13 protein-coding genes are annotated in these 14166 nt (G+C 74.8%); 11 read left to right on the top strand and 2 right to left on the bottom strand.

The window, feature by feature from the left end; translation table 11 throughout:
* The coding region (locus QL983_RS06650) for a LysM peptidoglycan-binding domain-containing protein (RefSeq protein WP_290151953.1) at positions 1 to 393 on the bottom strand (393 nt) is incomplete at its 3' end.
* A 210-nt stretch (positions 394 to 603) separates the two neighbouring features.
* On the opposite strand from QL983_RS06650, the gene QL983_RS06655 reads away from it, so the two are divergent.
* On the top strand, positions 604 to 1002 hold the full coding sequence (locus QL983_RS06655) for an Rv2175c family DNA-binding protein (RefSeq protein ID WP_044659490.1): 399 nt from the start codon (positions 604 to 606) through the stop codon (positions 1000 to 1002).
* A 42-nt stretch (positions 1003 to 1044) separates the two neighbouring features.
* Here the strand turns inward: QL983_RS06655 and QL983_RS06660 are convergent, their stop codons facing one another.
* Positions 1045 to 2160 carry a polyprenyl synthetase family protein gene (locus QL983_RS06660; RefSeq protein WP_063189733.1) on the bottom strand — a complete coding sequence of 372 codons (1116 nt, stop codon included), beginning with the start codon at positions 2158 to 2160 and terminating at the stop codon, positions 1045 to 1047.
* Between the two features lie 56 nt (positions 2161 to 2216).
* Here QL983_RS06660 and dinB point away from each other — a divergent pair, with 56 nt between their 5' ends.
* The 10 genes from dinB to murD all read left to right on the top strand — a co-directional run.
* The gene (dinB, locus tag QL983_RS06665) at positions 2217 to 3512 is read left to right on the top strand and encodes a DNA polymerase IV (protein WP_063189731.1); all 1296 of its coding nucleotides are present in this window, start codon (positions 2217 to 2219) and stop codon (positions 3510 to 3512) included.
* A gap of 133 nt (positions 3513 to 3645) precedes the next feature.
* Positions 3646 to 4032 (top strand): DUF3040 domain-containing protein, encoded by a 387-nt coding sequence (locus QL983_RS06670; protein WP_012750919.1) that lies wholly within the window; start codon positions 3646 to 3648, stop codon positions 4030 to 4032.
* A gap of 322 nt (positions 4033 to 4354) precedes the next feature.
* Entirely contained in the window at positions 4355 to 4786 is a 432-nt protein-coding gene (gene mraZ / locus QL983_RS06675; RefSeq protein ID WP_002854575.1) for a division/cell wall cluster transcriptional repressor MraZ, read from the top strand.
* A 142-nt stretch (positions 4787 to 4928) separates the two neighbouring features.
* Entirely contained in the window at positions 4929 to 5924 is a 996-nt protein-coding gene (gene rsmH / locus QL983_RS06680) for a 16S rRNA (cytosine(1402)-N(4))-methyltransferase RsmH (RefSeq protein WP_036314148.1), read from the top strand.
* Positions 5925 to 5944: 20 nt separating this feature from the next.
* On the top strand, positions 5945 to 6514 hold the full coding sequence (locus tag QL983_RS06685) for a hypothetical protein (RefSeq protein ID WP_230297511.1): 570 nt from the start codon (positions 5945 to 5947) through the stop codon (positions 6512 to 6514).
* Positions 6515 to 6582: 68 nt separating this feature from the next.
* The gene (locus tag QL983_RS06690; protein WP_230594441.1) at positions 6583 to 8337 is read left to right on the top strand and encodes a penicillin-binding protein 2; all 1755 of its coding nucleotides are present in this window, start codon (positions 6583 to 6585) and stop codon (positions 8335 to 8337) included.
* Positions 8338 to 8375: 38 nt separating this feature from the next.
* Positions 8376 to 10133, top strand: coding sequence for a UDP-N-acetylmuramoyl-L-alanyl-D-glutamate--2,6-diaminopimelate ligase (locus QL983_RS06695; RefSeq protein ID WP_290151964.1), 1758 nt, complete (start codon positions 8376 to 8378; stop codon positions 10131 to 10133).
* A complete protein-coding gene (murF, locus tag QL983_RS06700) occupies positions 10130 to 11644 on the top strand; it encodes a UDP-N-acetylmuramoyl-tripeptide--D-alanyl-D-alanine ligase (RefSeq protein WP_063189728.1) in 1515 nt (504 codons plus the stop codon). Before QL983_RS06695 ends, murF begins: the two co-directional genes overlap by 4 nt.
* On the top strand, positions 11641 to 12768 hold the full coding sequence (gene mraY / locus QL983_RS06705; RefSeq protein WP_129866948.1) for a phospho-N-acetylmuramoyl-pentapeptide-transferase: 1128 nt from the start codon (positions 11641 to 11643) through the stop codon (positions 12766 to 12768). Before murF ends, mraY begins: the two co-directional genes overlap by 4 nt.
* A partial coding sequence (murD, locus tag QL983_RS06710) for a UDP-N-acetylmuramoyl-L-alanine--D-glutamate ligase (RefSeq protein ID WP_290151967.1) occupies positions 12765 to 14166 on the top strand: 1402 nt, incomplete at its 3' end. The genes mraY and murD, both read left to right, overlap by 4 nt.

Consider the following 14166-nt stretch of genomic DNA (forward strand, 5'->3'; position numbering starts at 1 on the left):
CGGGTGGAGCATGCTCGACGCGCTCATGCCGTTGAGCCGCTGCAGCTGCGCGGCGGAGACGCCGGTGCGGCGGGCGATGACCCACCACCCGTCGTTCGGCTGCACCGTGTAGGTCCCCGCGGCCGGGGCCGGGGCCGCCGCGCCGGTCAGGCGGAGCTCGTCACCCGGGTAGAGCACGGTCTCCAGGCCCAGGCCGTTGAACCGCAGCAGGTCGGCGACGGAGACGCCGCGGGCGGCCGAGATCCGGGTGAGGGAGTCGCCCGGGCGCACGGTGTGCACCGCCGCCTCCTGGGCGTGGGCCTGGGCGGGCAGACCGGTGAGCAGCAGCAGGGGCACCGCGCCGCCGGTCAGGACGGAGCGCAGGCAGCGGGAGCGGACGGGGGTGTGGGGCACGGCAGACCTCGGCATCGGATCGGATGGATGGAACACGACGGGGAAGTGACGGGTGGGACCCGTGGCCCCCGCGGTCGACCGACGACGTCGGCGCCCGGCCATGGAGCCTCGGCGATGTTATCGGAATGTGATCTTCGTGACCATACTGAGATCTATGCCGTCCGGGGCGCGATGGGCCGGGCCCGTCGGCGGCCACGTAGGCTGGCGCCTGTGAGCACCACTTCCTCCGACACCCCGGTCCCCGCTGACGCGATCCCCGCCGAGCTCGACGCCCTCGTGGGCGAGTGGCTCTCCGTGCCCGACGTGGCGGAGCACCTCGACCAGCGCGTGACCCGCGTCCACAACCTCGTGCATGATCGCCGCCTGCTGGCCGTGCGTCGTCCCGAGCCCGCGGTGCGGTCCGTGCCGGCCCTGTTCCTCACCGAGACCGGCGTGCTCGACTCCCTGCAGGGCACGCTCGTGCTGCTGGCCGACGCCGGCTTCTCCGACGAGGAGGCCCTCCGTTGGCTGTTCACCGAGGACGAGTCGTTGCCCGGCCGGCCCATCGACGCACTCCGGGACGGCCGGAAGACCGAGATCCGGCGTCGCGCCCAGGCCCTGGCCTGGTGAGCCGGCCCCGCGGGCGGCCTTAGCCCGCGGGGTCCGTGCCGCTCAGTGGCGGCGCGACGTGTAGGCGTCGATCAGCTGCGTGAGCTCGGCGCTGACGTCCTCGGGGACGCCGTGCGCGAGCAGGCCCGCCACGGCCCCGGCCGCCTCGTGCGAGAGCGCCGCGACCCGCTCTTCGACGGCCCGGCGCGCGCCGCACGCCTCGAGGACGCCCTGCCAGTGGGCCACCCGGTCCGCACCGAGGTCCGGGTCGCCGAGGTCCGCGTCGAGCGCGGCGGCCTCGTCCGGGGCGAGCAGCTCGACGGCGCGGGCGATGAGCACGGTCTGCTTGCCCTCCCGCAGGTCGTCGCCCGCGGGCTTGCCCGTGGTCGCCGGGTCGCCGAACACGCCGAGCAGGTCGTCCCGGTACTGGAAGGCCATGCCGAACGGCAGCGACACCCGGGCGAACGCGGTCACCAGCCCGTCGTCCGCCCCCGCCAGCAGCCCCCCGAGGGCGAGCGGGTGCACCGCCGAATAGCGCGCCGACTTGTGCTCCACCACCGCCTCGGCGGCCGCCTCGGCCTCGCGGGCGTCGCGCGCCGCCGGGGCCATCTCGGCCACCACGTCGAGGTACTGACCCGCCATCACGCCGAAGCGCATCCGCTCGAGCTCGACCCGCGCCCGGTCCTCCCGGGGCGTGCCGGCGAGCACGCGCGCGAAGGCCGTCTCGCTCATCCCCAGCGCGACGTCGCCGGCGAGGATCGCGGCGGAGACGCCGAAGTGCTCCGCGGCGTGCCGCCAGCCCGCCTCCCGGTGGAGGGACTCGAAGCGGCGGTGCACGCTGGGCATCCCGCGGCGGGTGTCCGAGCGGTCCAGGATGTCGTCGTGGATCAGCGCCGCGGCCTGGAACAGCTCGAACGCCGCCCCCGCCTCGGCGATGCGGGGGTCCTCCGCCTCGCCACCGGCCGCCCGCCAGCCGAGCCAGGCCAGGACGGCGCGCAGGCGCTTGCCGCCCGCGGTCAGGTCCGCGATCGCGTCCACGAGGGGCGCGGTCAGCGGGTGGACGTCCCGGGCGAGGTCCCGGTGCTCCGCCAGCAGGCGGTCGAGGGCGTCGGCGACGGCGGCGCGGAAGCGGTCCTGGTCGGCGGGACGGGGGCGGGGGACGGCGACGTCGGCGGGCATGGCCCCACCCTAGCCGCGCCGCGCGACGGATCGCCGGTCCCGGATAGGCTCGGTCCATGTCCGAGACCGCGCCCGCTGCACCCCGCGATGAGGCGACGATCCTCCACGTGGACATGGACGCGTTCTTCCTGTCCGTCGAGCTGCGCGAACGGCCCGACCTCGAGGGGCGTCCCGCCGCCGTCGCCGCCCCGAGCGGCCGGTCCGTGGTGCTCTCCGCCTCGTACGCGGCGCGGGCCTACGGGGTCCGCTCGGCGATGCCCCTGGCGCACGCCCGCGCCCTGTGCCCGCCCCTCGTGGTCATCCCGCCGCGCCAGCAGCTCTACCGGGCCGTCTCCGCCGAGGTGATGGCCGTGCTCGCGGACGTGACCCCCGTGATGGAGCAGCTCAGCGTGGACGAGGCGTTCCTCGACGTCGCCGGCGCGCGCCGTCGGCTCGGCCCGCCCGAGCACATCGGCCACCTGATCCGGGAGCGCGTCCGCTCCGCGCTGGGGCTGCCGTGCACCGTGGGCGGCTCGGCCGTGAAGTTCGTGGCCAAGACGGCGTCCACCGCGGCCAAGCCCGACGGCCTGCTGATCGTGCCGCCGGAGCGCACCCTGGACTTCCTCCATCCGCTGCCCGTGGGCCGGCTGTGGGGCGTGGGCCCCAAGGCGGCCGAGCGGCTCGCCCGGCGGGGGGTGGCGACCATCGGCGACCTCGCCCGGGTGGACCCCGCGCGACTGGAGGCGTCGTTCGGGGCCGCCGGCCGGGAGTGGGCGTCGCTCGCCCGGGGCATCGACCCGCGTCCCGTCGCCCCGCGCCCGGCGGCCCGCAGCATCGGTGCGGACCACACCTTCGACGTCGACCCCGTCGACGTCGCGGGCGTCGACCCGGAGGTCCTGCGCCTGTGCCACCGGGTCGCGGCCCGGCTGCGTGCGGAGCAGGCCACCGCCGGCGCGGTCACAGTCCGCCTCAAGGCGCCGGACGGGTCGGTCCGCAGCCGCACCGCCCGCCTCGCCCGGCCGACCGCCACGGGCCACGACCTCCTCGGCCCGGCGCGGCGACTCGTCCGCGAGCTGCACGCCGAACGGCCGCATCCGGTCCGGCTCGTGGGCGTGCGCGCCGAGCGCCTCGGGGACGAGGCCGATCAGCCCCCGGCCCAGGAGGCGCTCTTCGGCGGTCCCGCCTGGGGGACGGAGGGCGAGGCGTCGGAGGCGGGCGACTGGGCCGGTGCCGAGGCCGCCCTGGACGCCGTCGCCCGGCGCTTCCCGACGGCGGCCGTGCGGCCGGCGTCGCTGCTGGGTCGCCGCGAGGCCCGCGCCGACGCCCGCCGGGACGCGCCGCGGCCGGGCCCCGGAGGCCCGGACCGGGAGTGAGGGGTTCCGGGGCCGGCGACGTCGCCACCTGGCTAGGGTGGGGCGGCAGGTCCTATCCTGGAGGGCAAGTCGGACGCGCGGGCGTCCCCTCCCGGTCCCGGAGGTGTCGGAGGCCGCGTTCGAAGGAGTCGCCATGCCCCTCTCAGAGCATGAGCAGCGGATGCTGGACCAGCTGGAGCAGCAGCTGCGCACCGAGGACCCCCGGCTGGCCACCCAGATGGCGGACACGGGGCGGCATCGGCTGCCCGTGGGTCGCGTCGTGGCCGGGGCCGTCCTCGCCGTGGTCGGGCTGCTCGTCGTGGTCCTCGGGGTCGCCAACCACGCGATCCTCCTGGGCGTGCTCGGCGTCGTCGTCATCGGGGCCGGCATCTTCCTGCTGACCACGCGGCCGCGCGCTGTCGCCTCCGGGGCCTCGGGCCCGGAGGCCCGCCGGTCGGGCGCACCGCGACGGCAGGGAGGCGGCGACTTCATGGGCCGCCTCGAGCGGCGCTGGGACGAGCGGCGCGCCGGAGGCGACTGAGCGCCTGGCCCGCCGGGCCCCCACTATCCTCCACTCCAGGCCCCGATCCGCTCCGGATCGGGGCCTTTCCGCTGCCCGAGGCTCCGTCGTCGCCGCGGCCCTCCACCGGGGCCCACCGGTCCTCCACGTCCCTCCACGGCGACGCCGGCCCCGGGACCCGCGGGATGGCGCGCCGGACTCGGGGGGCCTCGACACGCCCGTGGCGCCGGGACCCGCGTCCGGGGTTGATGGTGGAGGGAAGTGGGGTAATGTGGAGGGAAGGAGAGAGCATGGGTCCCGACCTTGGTCGGGAGGGACCGCTTGACGAGCCAGGGGGTCTGCCGTGTTCTTGGGCACGTACACCCCCCGGCTCGACGAGAAGTCCCGGCTGATCCTCCCCGCCAAGTTCCGCGAGGAGCTGGCGGAGGGGCTGGTCCTGACCCGGGGTCAGGAGCGCTGCATCTACGTGTTCAGCGCTCGTGAGTTCGAGCGGGTCCACGAGCAGATGAGGTCGGCTCCACTGTCCTCCCGCCAGGCCCGTGACTACATCCGCGTCTTCCTCTCGGGGGCGTCGGACGAGGTCCCGGACAAGCAGGGTCGGGTGACCGTGCCGGCGCCGCTGCGACAGTACGCGGGGCTGGACCGGGACGTGACCGTGATCGGCGCGGGGACGCGAGTGGAGATCTGGGACTCGGAGTCCTGGAACACCTACCTCGCCGAGCAGGAAGCCGCCTTCTCCGAGACCGACGAGGACGTCCTGCCCGGCGTCTTCTGACCATGACCACCCGACCTCGAGCGAGACCTCCAGCCGACGCCGCCGCACCTGACCCGTCTTCCCCTGGGCCAGGCGCGGCGGCGGACGGATGGGGATCCCGCCCGAGGTCCGCCAGGACCGCGATGTGAGCAGGAGGTCGAGAGTGGACGCAGGCCAGCCGCGCCCCGAGGACCGCCACCTGCCCGTGATGCGGGACCGCGTCGTCGACCTCCTCGCCCCCGCCGTCCAGGCCGCGCTCGAGGCCGGCCGTACGCCCGTCGCCGTCGACGGCACGCTGGGCATGGGCGGGCACACCGAGGCCCTGCTGACCCGGTTCCCCCACCTGCGCGTCATCGGCATCGACCGCGACGTCCACGCCCAGGCCATGGCCGTCGAGCGCCTCGGCCCCCTCGCCGAGCGCCTGATCCCCTTCCACGGCACCTACGACCGGGTGCCCGAGGCCATGGCCGCCGCGGGCGTCACGAAGGTCGACGCCGCGCTCTACGACCTCGGTGTGTCCTCCTACCAGCTGGACGACCGGGAGCGCGGCTTCGCCTACTCCTACGACGCTCCGCTGGACATGCGCATGGACGACACCGCCGAGCGCTCCGCCGCGACGCTCGTGGCGGAGCTGGACGAGCAGGAGCTGCGCCGCATCATCCGTCGCGACGGCGAGGAGCGCTTCGCCGGCCCCATCGCACGGGCCATCGTCCGGGCCCGCGACGAGGCCCCCATCGAGACCACCGGCCGCCTCGTCGAGGTGATCCGCTCGGCCGTCCCCGTCGCCGCGGGGGCAACCGGCGGGCACCCGGCCAAGCGCACCTTCCAGGCCCTGCGCATCGCCGTGAACGAGGAGCTCGACATCCTCGACGCCGCCGTGCCCGCCATCCTCGACGCCCTCCACGTGGGCGGGCGCCTCGTGGTGATGAGCTACCACTCCCTCGAAGACCGCATCACGAAGCGGCACCTGAGCGCGTGGGCCACGTCCACGGCGCCCCCGGGGTTCCCAGTGGTGCTGGAGGAGCACGAACCCGTGGTGCGGGTGCTCACCCGCGGCACCGAGAAGCCCACCGAAGAAGAAATCTCCGAGAACCGTCGCGCCTCCTCCGCGAGAGTGCGTGCGGTTGAGAAGATCAGGACGTCCAGGACCACGGCATGACGCTGCACGAGGAGATGAGCATGGCCGCACACGCACGGATCGCAGAGTCGCTGCGCCCCGGGTCGACCCCCGTCGCCCCTGCGCGGCCGACTCCGCAGGAGCGCACGCCGCTCTCGGTGGTGCCCGCCCCGCTGCCCCGATCCCGCTCCGGGGTGACCGTGCTGTGCGTCCTCGTGGTGCTCGCCGCGCTCGCGGCGGTGCTCGTCATGAACATCACGATGTCCAACCGGCAGTACGCCCTCCTGGACCTGCGCCAGGAGCAGCAGGCCGTCACCGAGACCAATGAGCGGCTGGCCGAACAGGTGGGCCACCTCGAGGCGCCGCAGAACCTGGCCGCGCGCGCCGACGCCCTCGGGATGGTCGCCCCCGCCGGCACCGCCTCCGTGGACGCGGGCACGGGCCAGTTCAGCGGCGAGGCCCAGGCGGCCCAGGACGGCGACATCTCCGCCACCTACGTCGCGCCGCCGGCGGACGCGGACGCGGTCCGCCAGGGGACGGCCGGCGACGGCCAGGACGAGATCGAGGGACCGCGCACCCTCGGCGGCGAGGACGCCTCCGCCGCCCCCGACCAGGACGCCGCCGACCGTTGATCGACCGTCCCGCCTCGCACCTTCCCCGCGGCGGATCGACGGTCGGGCCCGCTCCCGGGCACCCCGCCGTGCGCACCCGCATCCTTCTCCTGCTCGTCTTCGTCCTGCTCGGCGGGCTCGCACTGCGGCTCGTCTACGTGCAGGGCATCGACCCCACGGGGCAGGCCGCGGCGGCCATGGACCAGCGCCTGACACACCAGGAGACCCTGCCGCAGCGCGGGTCCATCCTGGACCGCGACGGCGACGTGCTGGCCGCCAGCGTGCGCCGCTACGACATCGTCGTGGACCAGCGCCTCGTCAAGGACTTCAACGAATGGGACCGCGAGGCCCGGGAGACCGTGCTGGTGGACGTGGACTCCCGCCTGGCCAGCCTGGCCGAGGTGCTCGGCATGTCGGAGGAGGAGGTGCGCGAGGCCACCATCGGCTCCCGCCCGTACGCCGTGGTGCGTCGCTCCGTGACCCCGGAGGTGCGGGATGCGGCCATGGCCCTCAACGTGCCGGGCCTGCTCTCCGAGGCGGTGGACCGCCGCACCTACCCGAACGGGTCGGTCGCCGGCAGCATCATCGGCTTCATGGGTGGCGACGGCACCGCCCTCGAGGGCCTCGAGCTCAGCCAGGACGACGTCATGACCGGCACCCCGGGCACCCGCACGTTCGAGGTGGGCGCAGACGGCATCCGCATCCCCAACGCCCCGCTCGAGGAGGTTCCGGCCGTGGACGGCGCCGACCTGCGCCTGACCGTGGACAAGGACGCCCAGTGGTTCGCGCAGGAGACCCTCGGCGCCCTCGCCGCCGAGTACGAGGCGGAGTGGGCGAACGCCGTCGTGATGGACGTGAAGACGGGCGACGTGATCGTCATGGCGGACTCCACCACGGTGGACCCCGCCGACCCCGACGCCACCGAGGGGAACTTCCGCACCTCCACCGTGATGAGCACCCCGTACGAGCCGGGCTCCACGGGCAAGGCGCTGCCGATCGCGGCCGCCGTCGACGCCGGGAAGGTCACCGCCACGGACGGCTTCACCGTCCCCGGCAGCCAGGACTTCGACGGGCAGACCATCCGGGACTTCTCCCCGCACCCGACGTTCGACATGACCGTGGCAGGCATCTACGCGCGCTCCTACAACACGGGCACGGTGCAGATCGCCGAGAAGATCACGGACGAGCAGCGCTACGAGTACATGCGCTCCTTCGGGGTCGGCCAGCCCATCGACCTCGGCCTGCCGCAGCAGGCGGGCAGCGTCCTCGTCCCGCCCGAACAGTGGGACGGCCGCCAGCGCCTGACCACGGCCTTCGGCCAGGGCTACACCCAGACCACCCTGCACACCGCCCAGATGTACCAGGCCCTCGCCAACGGCGGCGTGCTGATCCCGGCCCGGCTGATCGACGCCACGGTGGACGGCGACGGCGCGGAGAAGCGCTGGGAGTCGTCCGCGGAGCCCCACCGCGTGGTCTCCGAGGAGACGGCGGCGCAGATGCTCCGCATGATGGAGACCGTCGTGACGCAGGGCACCAGCAAGGCCGCCGCGATCCCCGGGTATCGCGTGGGCGGCAAGTCCTCCACCGCCGAGGCCGCGAGCGACACCGGCACGTACGACGGCTACAACCTCGGCTTCACCGCCGTCGCCCCGCTCGACGACCCCCGCTTCGTGGTGTCCGTGTCCATGCATCGGCCGCCGTCGAAGCAGGGCTCCCGAGACGTGTCCGTCGCGGCCGCCACGATCATGGAGTACATGCTCCGCCAGGCGGACGTGCCCGCCACCGGAGCCGAGCCGAACGACTACCGCGTCTTCGTGGACGATCCGCAGGACCGGCCGTGGTGACCCACGCCTCCGGCCCCGAGCACCCCAGGAGCACCCCCATGACCACTCCGAGCGACCCCCCTGCGCAGCTGACCCCGGCCCAGCAGGACGCCGCCTTCCGGCCCTCCCACACCCCCGCCGCGGCCTGGCCCGCCCTCGCACAGGCGCTGGCCGAGGCGGGGATCGCGGCCCACGTCCACGGCGCGGCCCCGGCCGACGGCGTCACGGGGGTCAGCCTCGACTCGCGTGTCGTGCGCCCGGGCGACCTCTACGTCGCCGTTCCGGGGGCGCGCGCCCACGGCGCGGCGTTCGCGGCCACGGCGCTGGAGGCCGGCGCCGTCGGCGTCCTGACGGACGCGGCGGGCCGCGCGCTCCTGGCGGAGCAGGGCCTGGCCGACGTCCCGGTGCTCGAGGTCGACGCCGTGCGCACCGCCGCCGGCACCGTGGCGGCCCGCGTCTACGGCGGCGGGGGCGACACCGGCCCGCGCCTGCTCGGCGTGACCGGCACCAACGGCAAGACCACCACGAGCTTCCTCGCCGCCGCCCTGCTCGAGGCCCTGGGGCGCCGGTCGGGCATCGTGGGCACGATCCTGATCCGCGCGGGGGAGCGGGAGGTCCCCTCCACGCTCACCACGCCCGAGGCCACCCAGCTGCACGCCCTCATGGCGCTCATGCGCGAGGAGGAGGTGGACACCGCCGTCATGGAGGTCTCCTCCCACGCCGTGGCGTACCAGCGGATCGCCGGCCTGCGCTACGCGGTGGCCGGGTTCACCAACCTGACCCAGGACCACCTGGACATGCACGGCTCGATGCAGGAGTACTTCGCGGCCAAGGCCGGTCTGTTCGACCCCGCTCGCACCGACCACGCCGTCATCACGCTCGACGGCGGCGAGGGGCCCCGCTGGGGCGTCGCCATGGCCCGGGCCGCCGGCGCTCCCGTCACCACGCTCGCCCTCGGGCCGGCCGCGCCGACGCCGGGCGCCCTGGCCGAACACGACCCCGGCCTCCGGGCGGACTGGGAGGTCGCCGAGCTCGCGCCGGACGGCCTCGGCCACCGCTTCACGCTGCGCCACGCGGCCACGGGCCGGGAGCTGCGGGCCTCCGTCGGTCTGCCGGGCCGCTTCAACGTGGCCAACGCGGCCCTCGCGGTTCTGCTCGTGCTGCACGCCGTGGGGGAGGAGCACCTGGACGCGCTCGCCGCGGTCCTGGACGTGCCCGCGGGGGAGGGCCCTCTGGCTGCCGCCGTCCCGGGGCGGATGGAGGTCGTGGGCCGCGAGCCGGACGCCGTCGTCGACTTCGCGCACAACCCGGACGGCATGGTCCAGGCGCTGCGCTCCCTCGCCGACGCCCGGGCGGCGGCCGGGACGCGCGGCCGCACCCTGATCGTGTTCGGCTCCGCCGGCGACCGTGACCGTGACAAGCGGCCCGTGATGGGCGCGATCGCGGCCCGGGCGGCGGATGTGCTGATCGTCACCGACGACACCCCCCACTCGGAGGACCCGGCCCCGATCCGCGCCCACATCCTCGCCGGCGCCCGCGCCGAGGCCGACCGCATCGCGCGGGAGGAGGGCCGCACGGTCGTGATCGAGGAGGTGGCCGACCGTGCCACGGCCATCCGCCGCGCCGTGGAGCTGGCGGGGCCGCAGGACGGCATCCTCCTGGCCGGCCGCGGGCACGAGACCACGATGGACTACGACGGCGAGCTCGTCCCGCTGGACGACCGGGTGGCCCTGCGCGAGGCCCTGGCCGCCCGTGTCGCGGCGGCCTCCGCCTCGGGCTCCGGCCCCGCCCGCGAGGGTAAGGTCATCGAGTCATGATCGCTCTCACCGCAGCCCAGATCGCCGAGGCCGTGTCCGGCACGCTCTCGGCCACCCTCGACCCCGCCACCGTGCTGGTGCACGTCACCCCCGACTCGCGGGAGGTCACCGCCGAGGGCACGCTCTACGTGGCGAAGCCGGGGGAGCGCGCCGACGGCCACGACTTCATCGACGCCGCGCTGGGTGCCGGCGCCGCCGCCGTGCTCGCCGAGCGCGCCACGCACGCCCCCGACGGCGCCGCGCACCCGGCGATCATCGTCGAGGACGCCGTGCTCGCGATGGGCGCGCTCGCCCGGGAGGTCGTGCGCCGCGTCCGGGGGCACTCCCCGACCACCGTCATCGGCATCACCGGCTCGGCCGGCAAGACCACCACCAAGGACCTGCTCGCTGCCCTGCTGGCCACCCAGGGCCCCACCGTCGCACCGGTCGGCTCGTACAACGGCGAGGTCGGCGTGCCGCTCACGGTGTTCCGGGCGGAGCTGGACACGCGCTTCCTCGTGGTCGAGATGGGCGCGGACCACGTCGGCAACATCGCGTACCTCTGCGACATCGTGCGCCCGGACATCGGCGTCGTGCTCATGGTGGGCACCGCCCATGCGGGCAGCTTCGGCGGCGTGGCGAACATCGCGCGCACCAAGGGCGAGCTCGTGGAGGCCCTCGGCCCCGAGGGCGTCGCCGTCCTCAACCTCGACGACGAGCGTGTCGCCGGCATGGCGGCACGGACCGCCGCCCCGATCACCTGGTTCACCGCGGACGAGCGGGGCGTCGCCCGCGCGGCCGAGGACGTGGCCGCCGGCCGCGCGTCGGGACTCGTCGCCGCACGGGACGTGCGAGCCGACGACCAGGAGCGCCCCGTCTTCGACCTGCAGGTCGGGACGGATGAGGCCGCCGTGCGGCATCCGGTCGCCTCCGGACTGACCGGCCTGCACCACGTGCACAACGTGCTGGCCGCCGCCGCGGCCGCCCACGCCGCCGGCATGGACCCGGCCGAGATCGCCCGTGGTCTCGACGGGCTCGGGCCCGCCAGCCGCTTCCGGATGGAGCGCACCGACCGCGCGGACGGCGTCACGATCATCAACGACGCGTACAACGCCAACCCCGAGTCCATGCGCGCCGCGCTGCGGACGCTGGCCACCCTCGGCCGCTCCAGCGGCCGCCGCACCTGGGCCGTCCTGGGGGAGATGCTCGAGCTCGGCGATGCCCGCGTCCGTGAGCACACCCTCGTGGGCGAGTCCGTGGTGCGCCTGAACATCGCCCAGCTGCTGGTGGTGGGCGCCGGAGCCCGGCCGCTCTACATCGGCGCCCTCAACGAGGGCAGCTGGGGCGAGGAGGCGCACTTCGTCGACGACGCCGCGCAGGCCGAGGCGTTCCTCGCCGAGCACCTGCGCCCCGGCGACCTCGTCCTCGTCAAGTCCTCCAACGGCGTCGGGCTCGCGGCCCTCGGCGAGCGCCTCGCCACGGCCGACGCCGTCGCCGCCCCCTCCGCCTCCCCGAAGGAGTCCCGACCGTGATCGGACTGCTCATCGGCGGCGTGCTCGGCCTGGTCCTCTCGGCCGTCGGCACCCCGCTGTTCATCAGGTTCCTCGTCAAGCGCGGATACGGCCAGTTCGTCCGCGACGACGGCCCGACCACCCACAAGACCAAGCGCGGCACGCCCACGATGGGCGGCGCGGTCATCATCGGCTCCCTGGTGCTGGCGTACCTGATCACCCACGGGCTGCTCGCGGTGTTCGGCGTCGACTTCGGCGGGCCCACGGCCTCCGGCCTGATCCTGCTGCTGCTCACGGTGGGCATGGCCTTCGTCGGTTTCGTGGACGACTTCACGAAGATCACGAAGCAGCGCTCGCTCGGCCTGACGCCGCGCGGCAAGATCATCCTCCAGGCCCTGATCGGCACCGCCTTCGCGGTCCTCGCCCTGAACTTCCCGGACGAGCGGGGCCTGACCCCCGCCTCGACGGCGATCTCCTTCGCCCGGGACATCCCGTGGCTCGACCTGGCCTTCGCCGGACCCGCGATCGGCGTCATCCTGTTCGTGATCTGGTCGAACCTCATCACCACCGCCACCACGAACGCCGTGAACCTCACGGATGGCCTCGACGGGCTCGCCACGGGCGCCACCGCCATGATCACGGGCGCCTACGTCCTGATATCGCTCTTCCAGTCGAGCCAGTCCTGCGCGCTCGAGGGCACCCGCGGCTGCTACGAGGTCCGCGACCCCATGGACCTCGCCCTGCTCGCGGCGATCCTCACGGGCAGCCTGCTGGGCTTCCTCTGGTGGAACACCTCCCCGGCCAAGATCTTCATGGGGGACACCGGCTCCCTGGGCCTGGGCGGCGCCCTGGCCGGCTTCGCGATCTTCACGCGCACCGAGATCCTGGTGGCCGTGCTGGCCGGCCTCATGGTCGCGATCACCCTCTCCGTCATCATCCAGGTGGGCTGGTTCAAGGTCTCCGGCGGCAAGCGCGTGTTCCTCATGGCGCCGCTGCAGCACCACTTCGAGCTCAAGGGCTGGGCCGAGGTGACCGTCGTGGTCCGCTTCTGGCTGCTGTCCCTGATGTGCGTCACCGTGGGGCTCGCGATCTTCTACGGCGACTGGCTCATCCGCCAGGGCGGCCTCGCGGGGGTGACCCCGTGACCGGCCCCGCGTCCGACGCCGCGCCCGCACCGGTGCGCCGGCCCCGCGCCGACACCGCCCGCACCGCCGACCTCACGTCCTGGGACGCTCCGGGGTGGGCCGGCCTGCGTGTCGTCGTCACGGGCCTGGGCCTCACCGGCTTCTCCGTGGCCGACACCCTGGCCGAGCTGGGCGCCGCCGTCGTGGTGGTGGAAGGCGATGACGGGCCGGAGAACCGGGCGCGCGCCGAGACCCTGCGGATCGTGGGGGTCCGCGAGGTCCTGCTGGACCGGGCGGCCACGCAGGCGCTGCCCGAGGTCGACGGCGCCGCCGCGGACCTCGTCGTGACCTCCCCGGGCTGGCGGCCGGACCAGCCGCTGCTGATGGCCGCCCACGCGGCGGGCCTGCCGATCTGGTCCGACGTCGAACTCGCCTGGCGGCTGCGCGAGCGCGCCGGCCGGAAGACCGCCGACTGGGTGTGCCTGACGGGCACGAACGGCAAGACGACGACCGTGACGATGGTCGAGGCCATCCTGCGGGCCGACGGGCGCCGGGCGGTGGCCTGCGGCAACGTCGGCACCCCCGTGCTCGACGCGATCCGCGACCCGCAGGGCTTCGACGTGCTCGCCCTCGAGCTCTCCAGCTTCCAGCTGCACTGGACGCACGGCCTGGCCCCGGCGTCGTCTGCGGTGCTGAACCTGGCCGAGGACCACGTGGACTGGCACGGCTCGATGGAGGAGTACGCCGCCGCCAAGGGCAAGGTGTATGCGAACACGCGGGTGGCCTGCGTGTTCAACGAGCAGGACCCGCTGACCCGCACCCTCGTGGAGCGCGCGGACGTCCAGGAGGGCTGCCGCGCGATCGGCTTCACCACGGACACCCCGGGCCTGTCCGACATCGGCGTCGTGGACGGGATCCTCGTGGACCGTGCGTTCCTGGACAACCGGCGCCACGAGGCGATCGCCCTGGCCGAGCGCGCCGACCTGGGCCCGGTGGCGCCGCGCCACACCGTGGCCAACGCGGCCGCCGCGGCGGCGCTGACCCGGGCCGTCGGGGTGAGCCCCGCGGCCGTGGCCGAGGGCCTGCGCTCCTACGACCGCGGAGAGCACCGCATCCAGCTCGTGGCCACCTCACGCGACGTCATGTGGGTCAACGACTCCAAGGCGACGAACCCCCACGCCGCGGACGCGTCGCTGGCGGCGTTCAGCTCCGTGGTGTGGCTGGCCGGCGGCCTGCCCAAGGGCGTGACCTATCACGAGCTGGTGGCCGCGCACGCCCACCGGCTCCGCGCGGTGGTGCTCCTGGGCCGGGACACCTCCGCCCTGCGCGCGGCCCTGGCCGCGCACGCCCCCGAGGTCCCCGTCCACGCCCCCCTCGCCGCGGGCCGCGTAGGAGCGGAACTGATCCATCGACGCTGCG

It is taken from the genome of Micrococcus sp. APC 4021 (genome assembly GCF_030407635.1).
Taxonomy (GTDB): Bacteria; Actinomycetota; Actinomycetes; order Actinomycetales; family Micrococcaceae; genus Micrococcus; species Micrococcus luteus.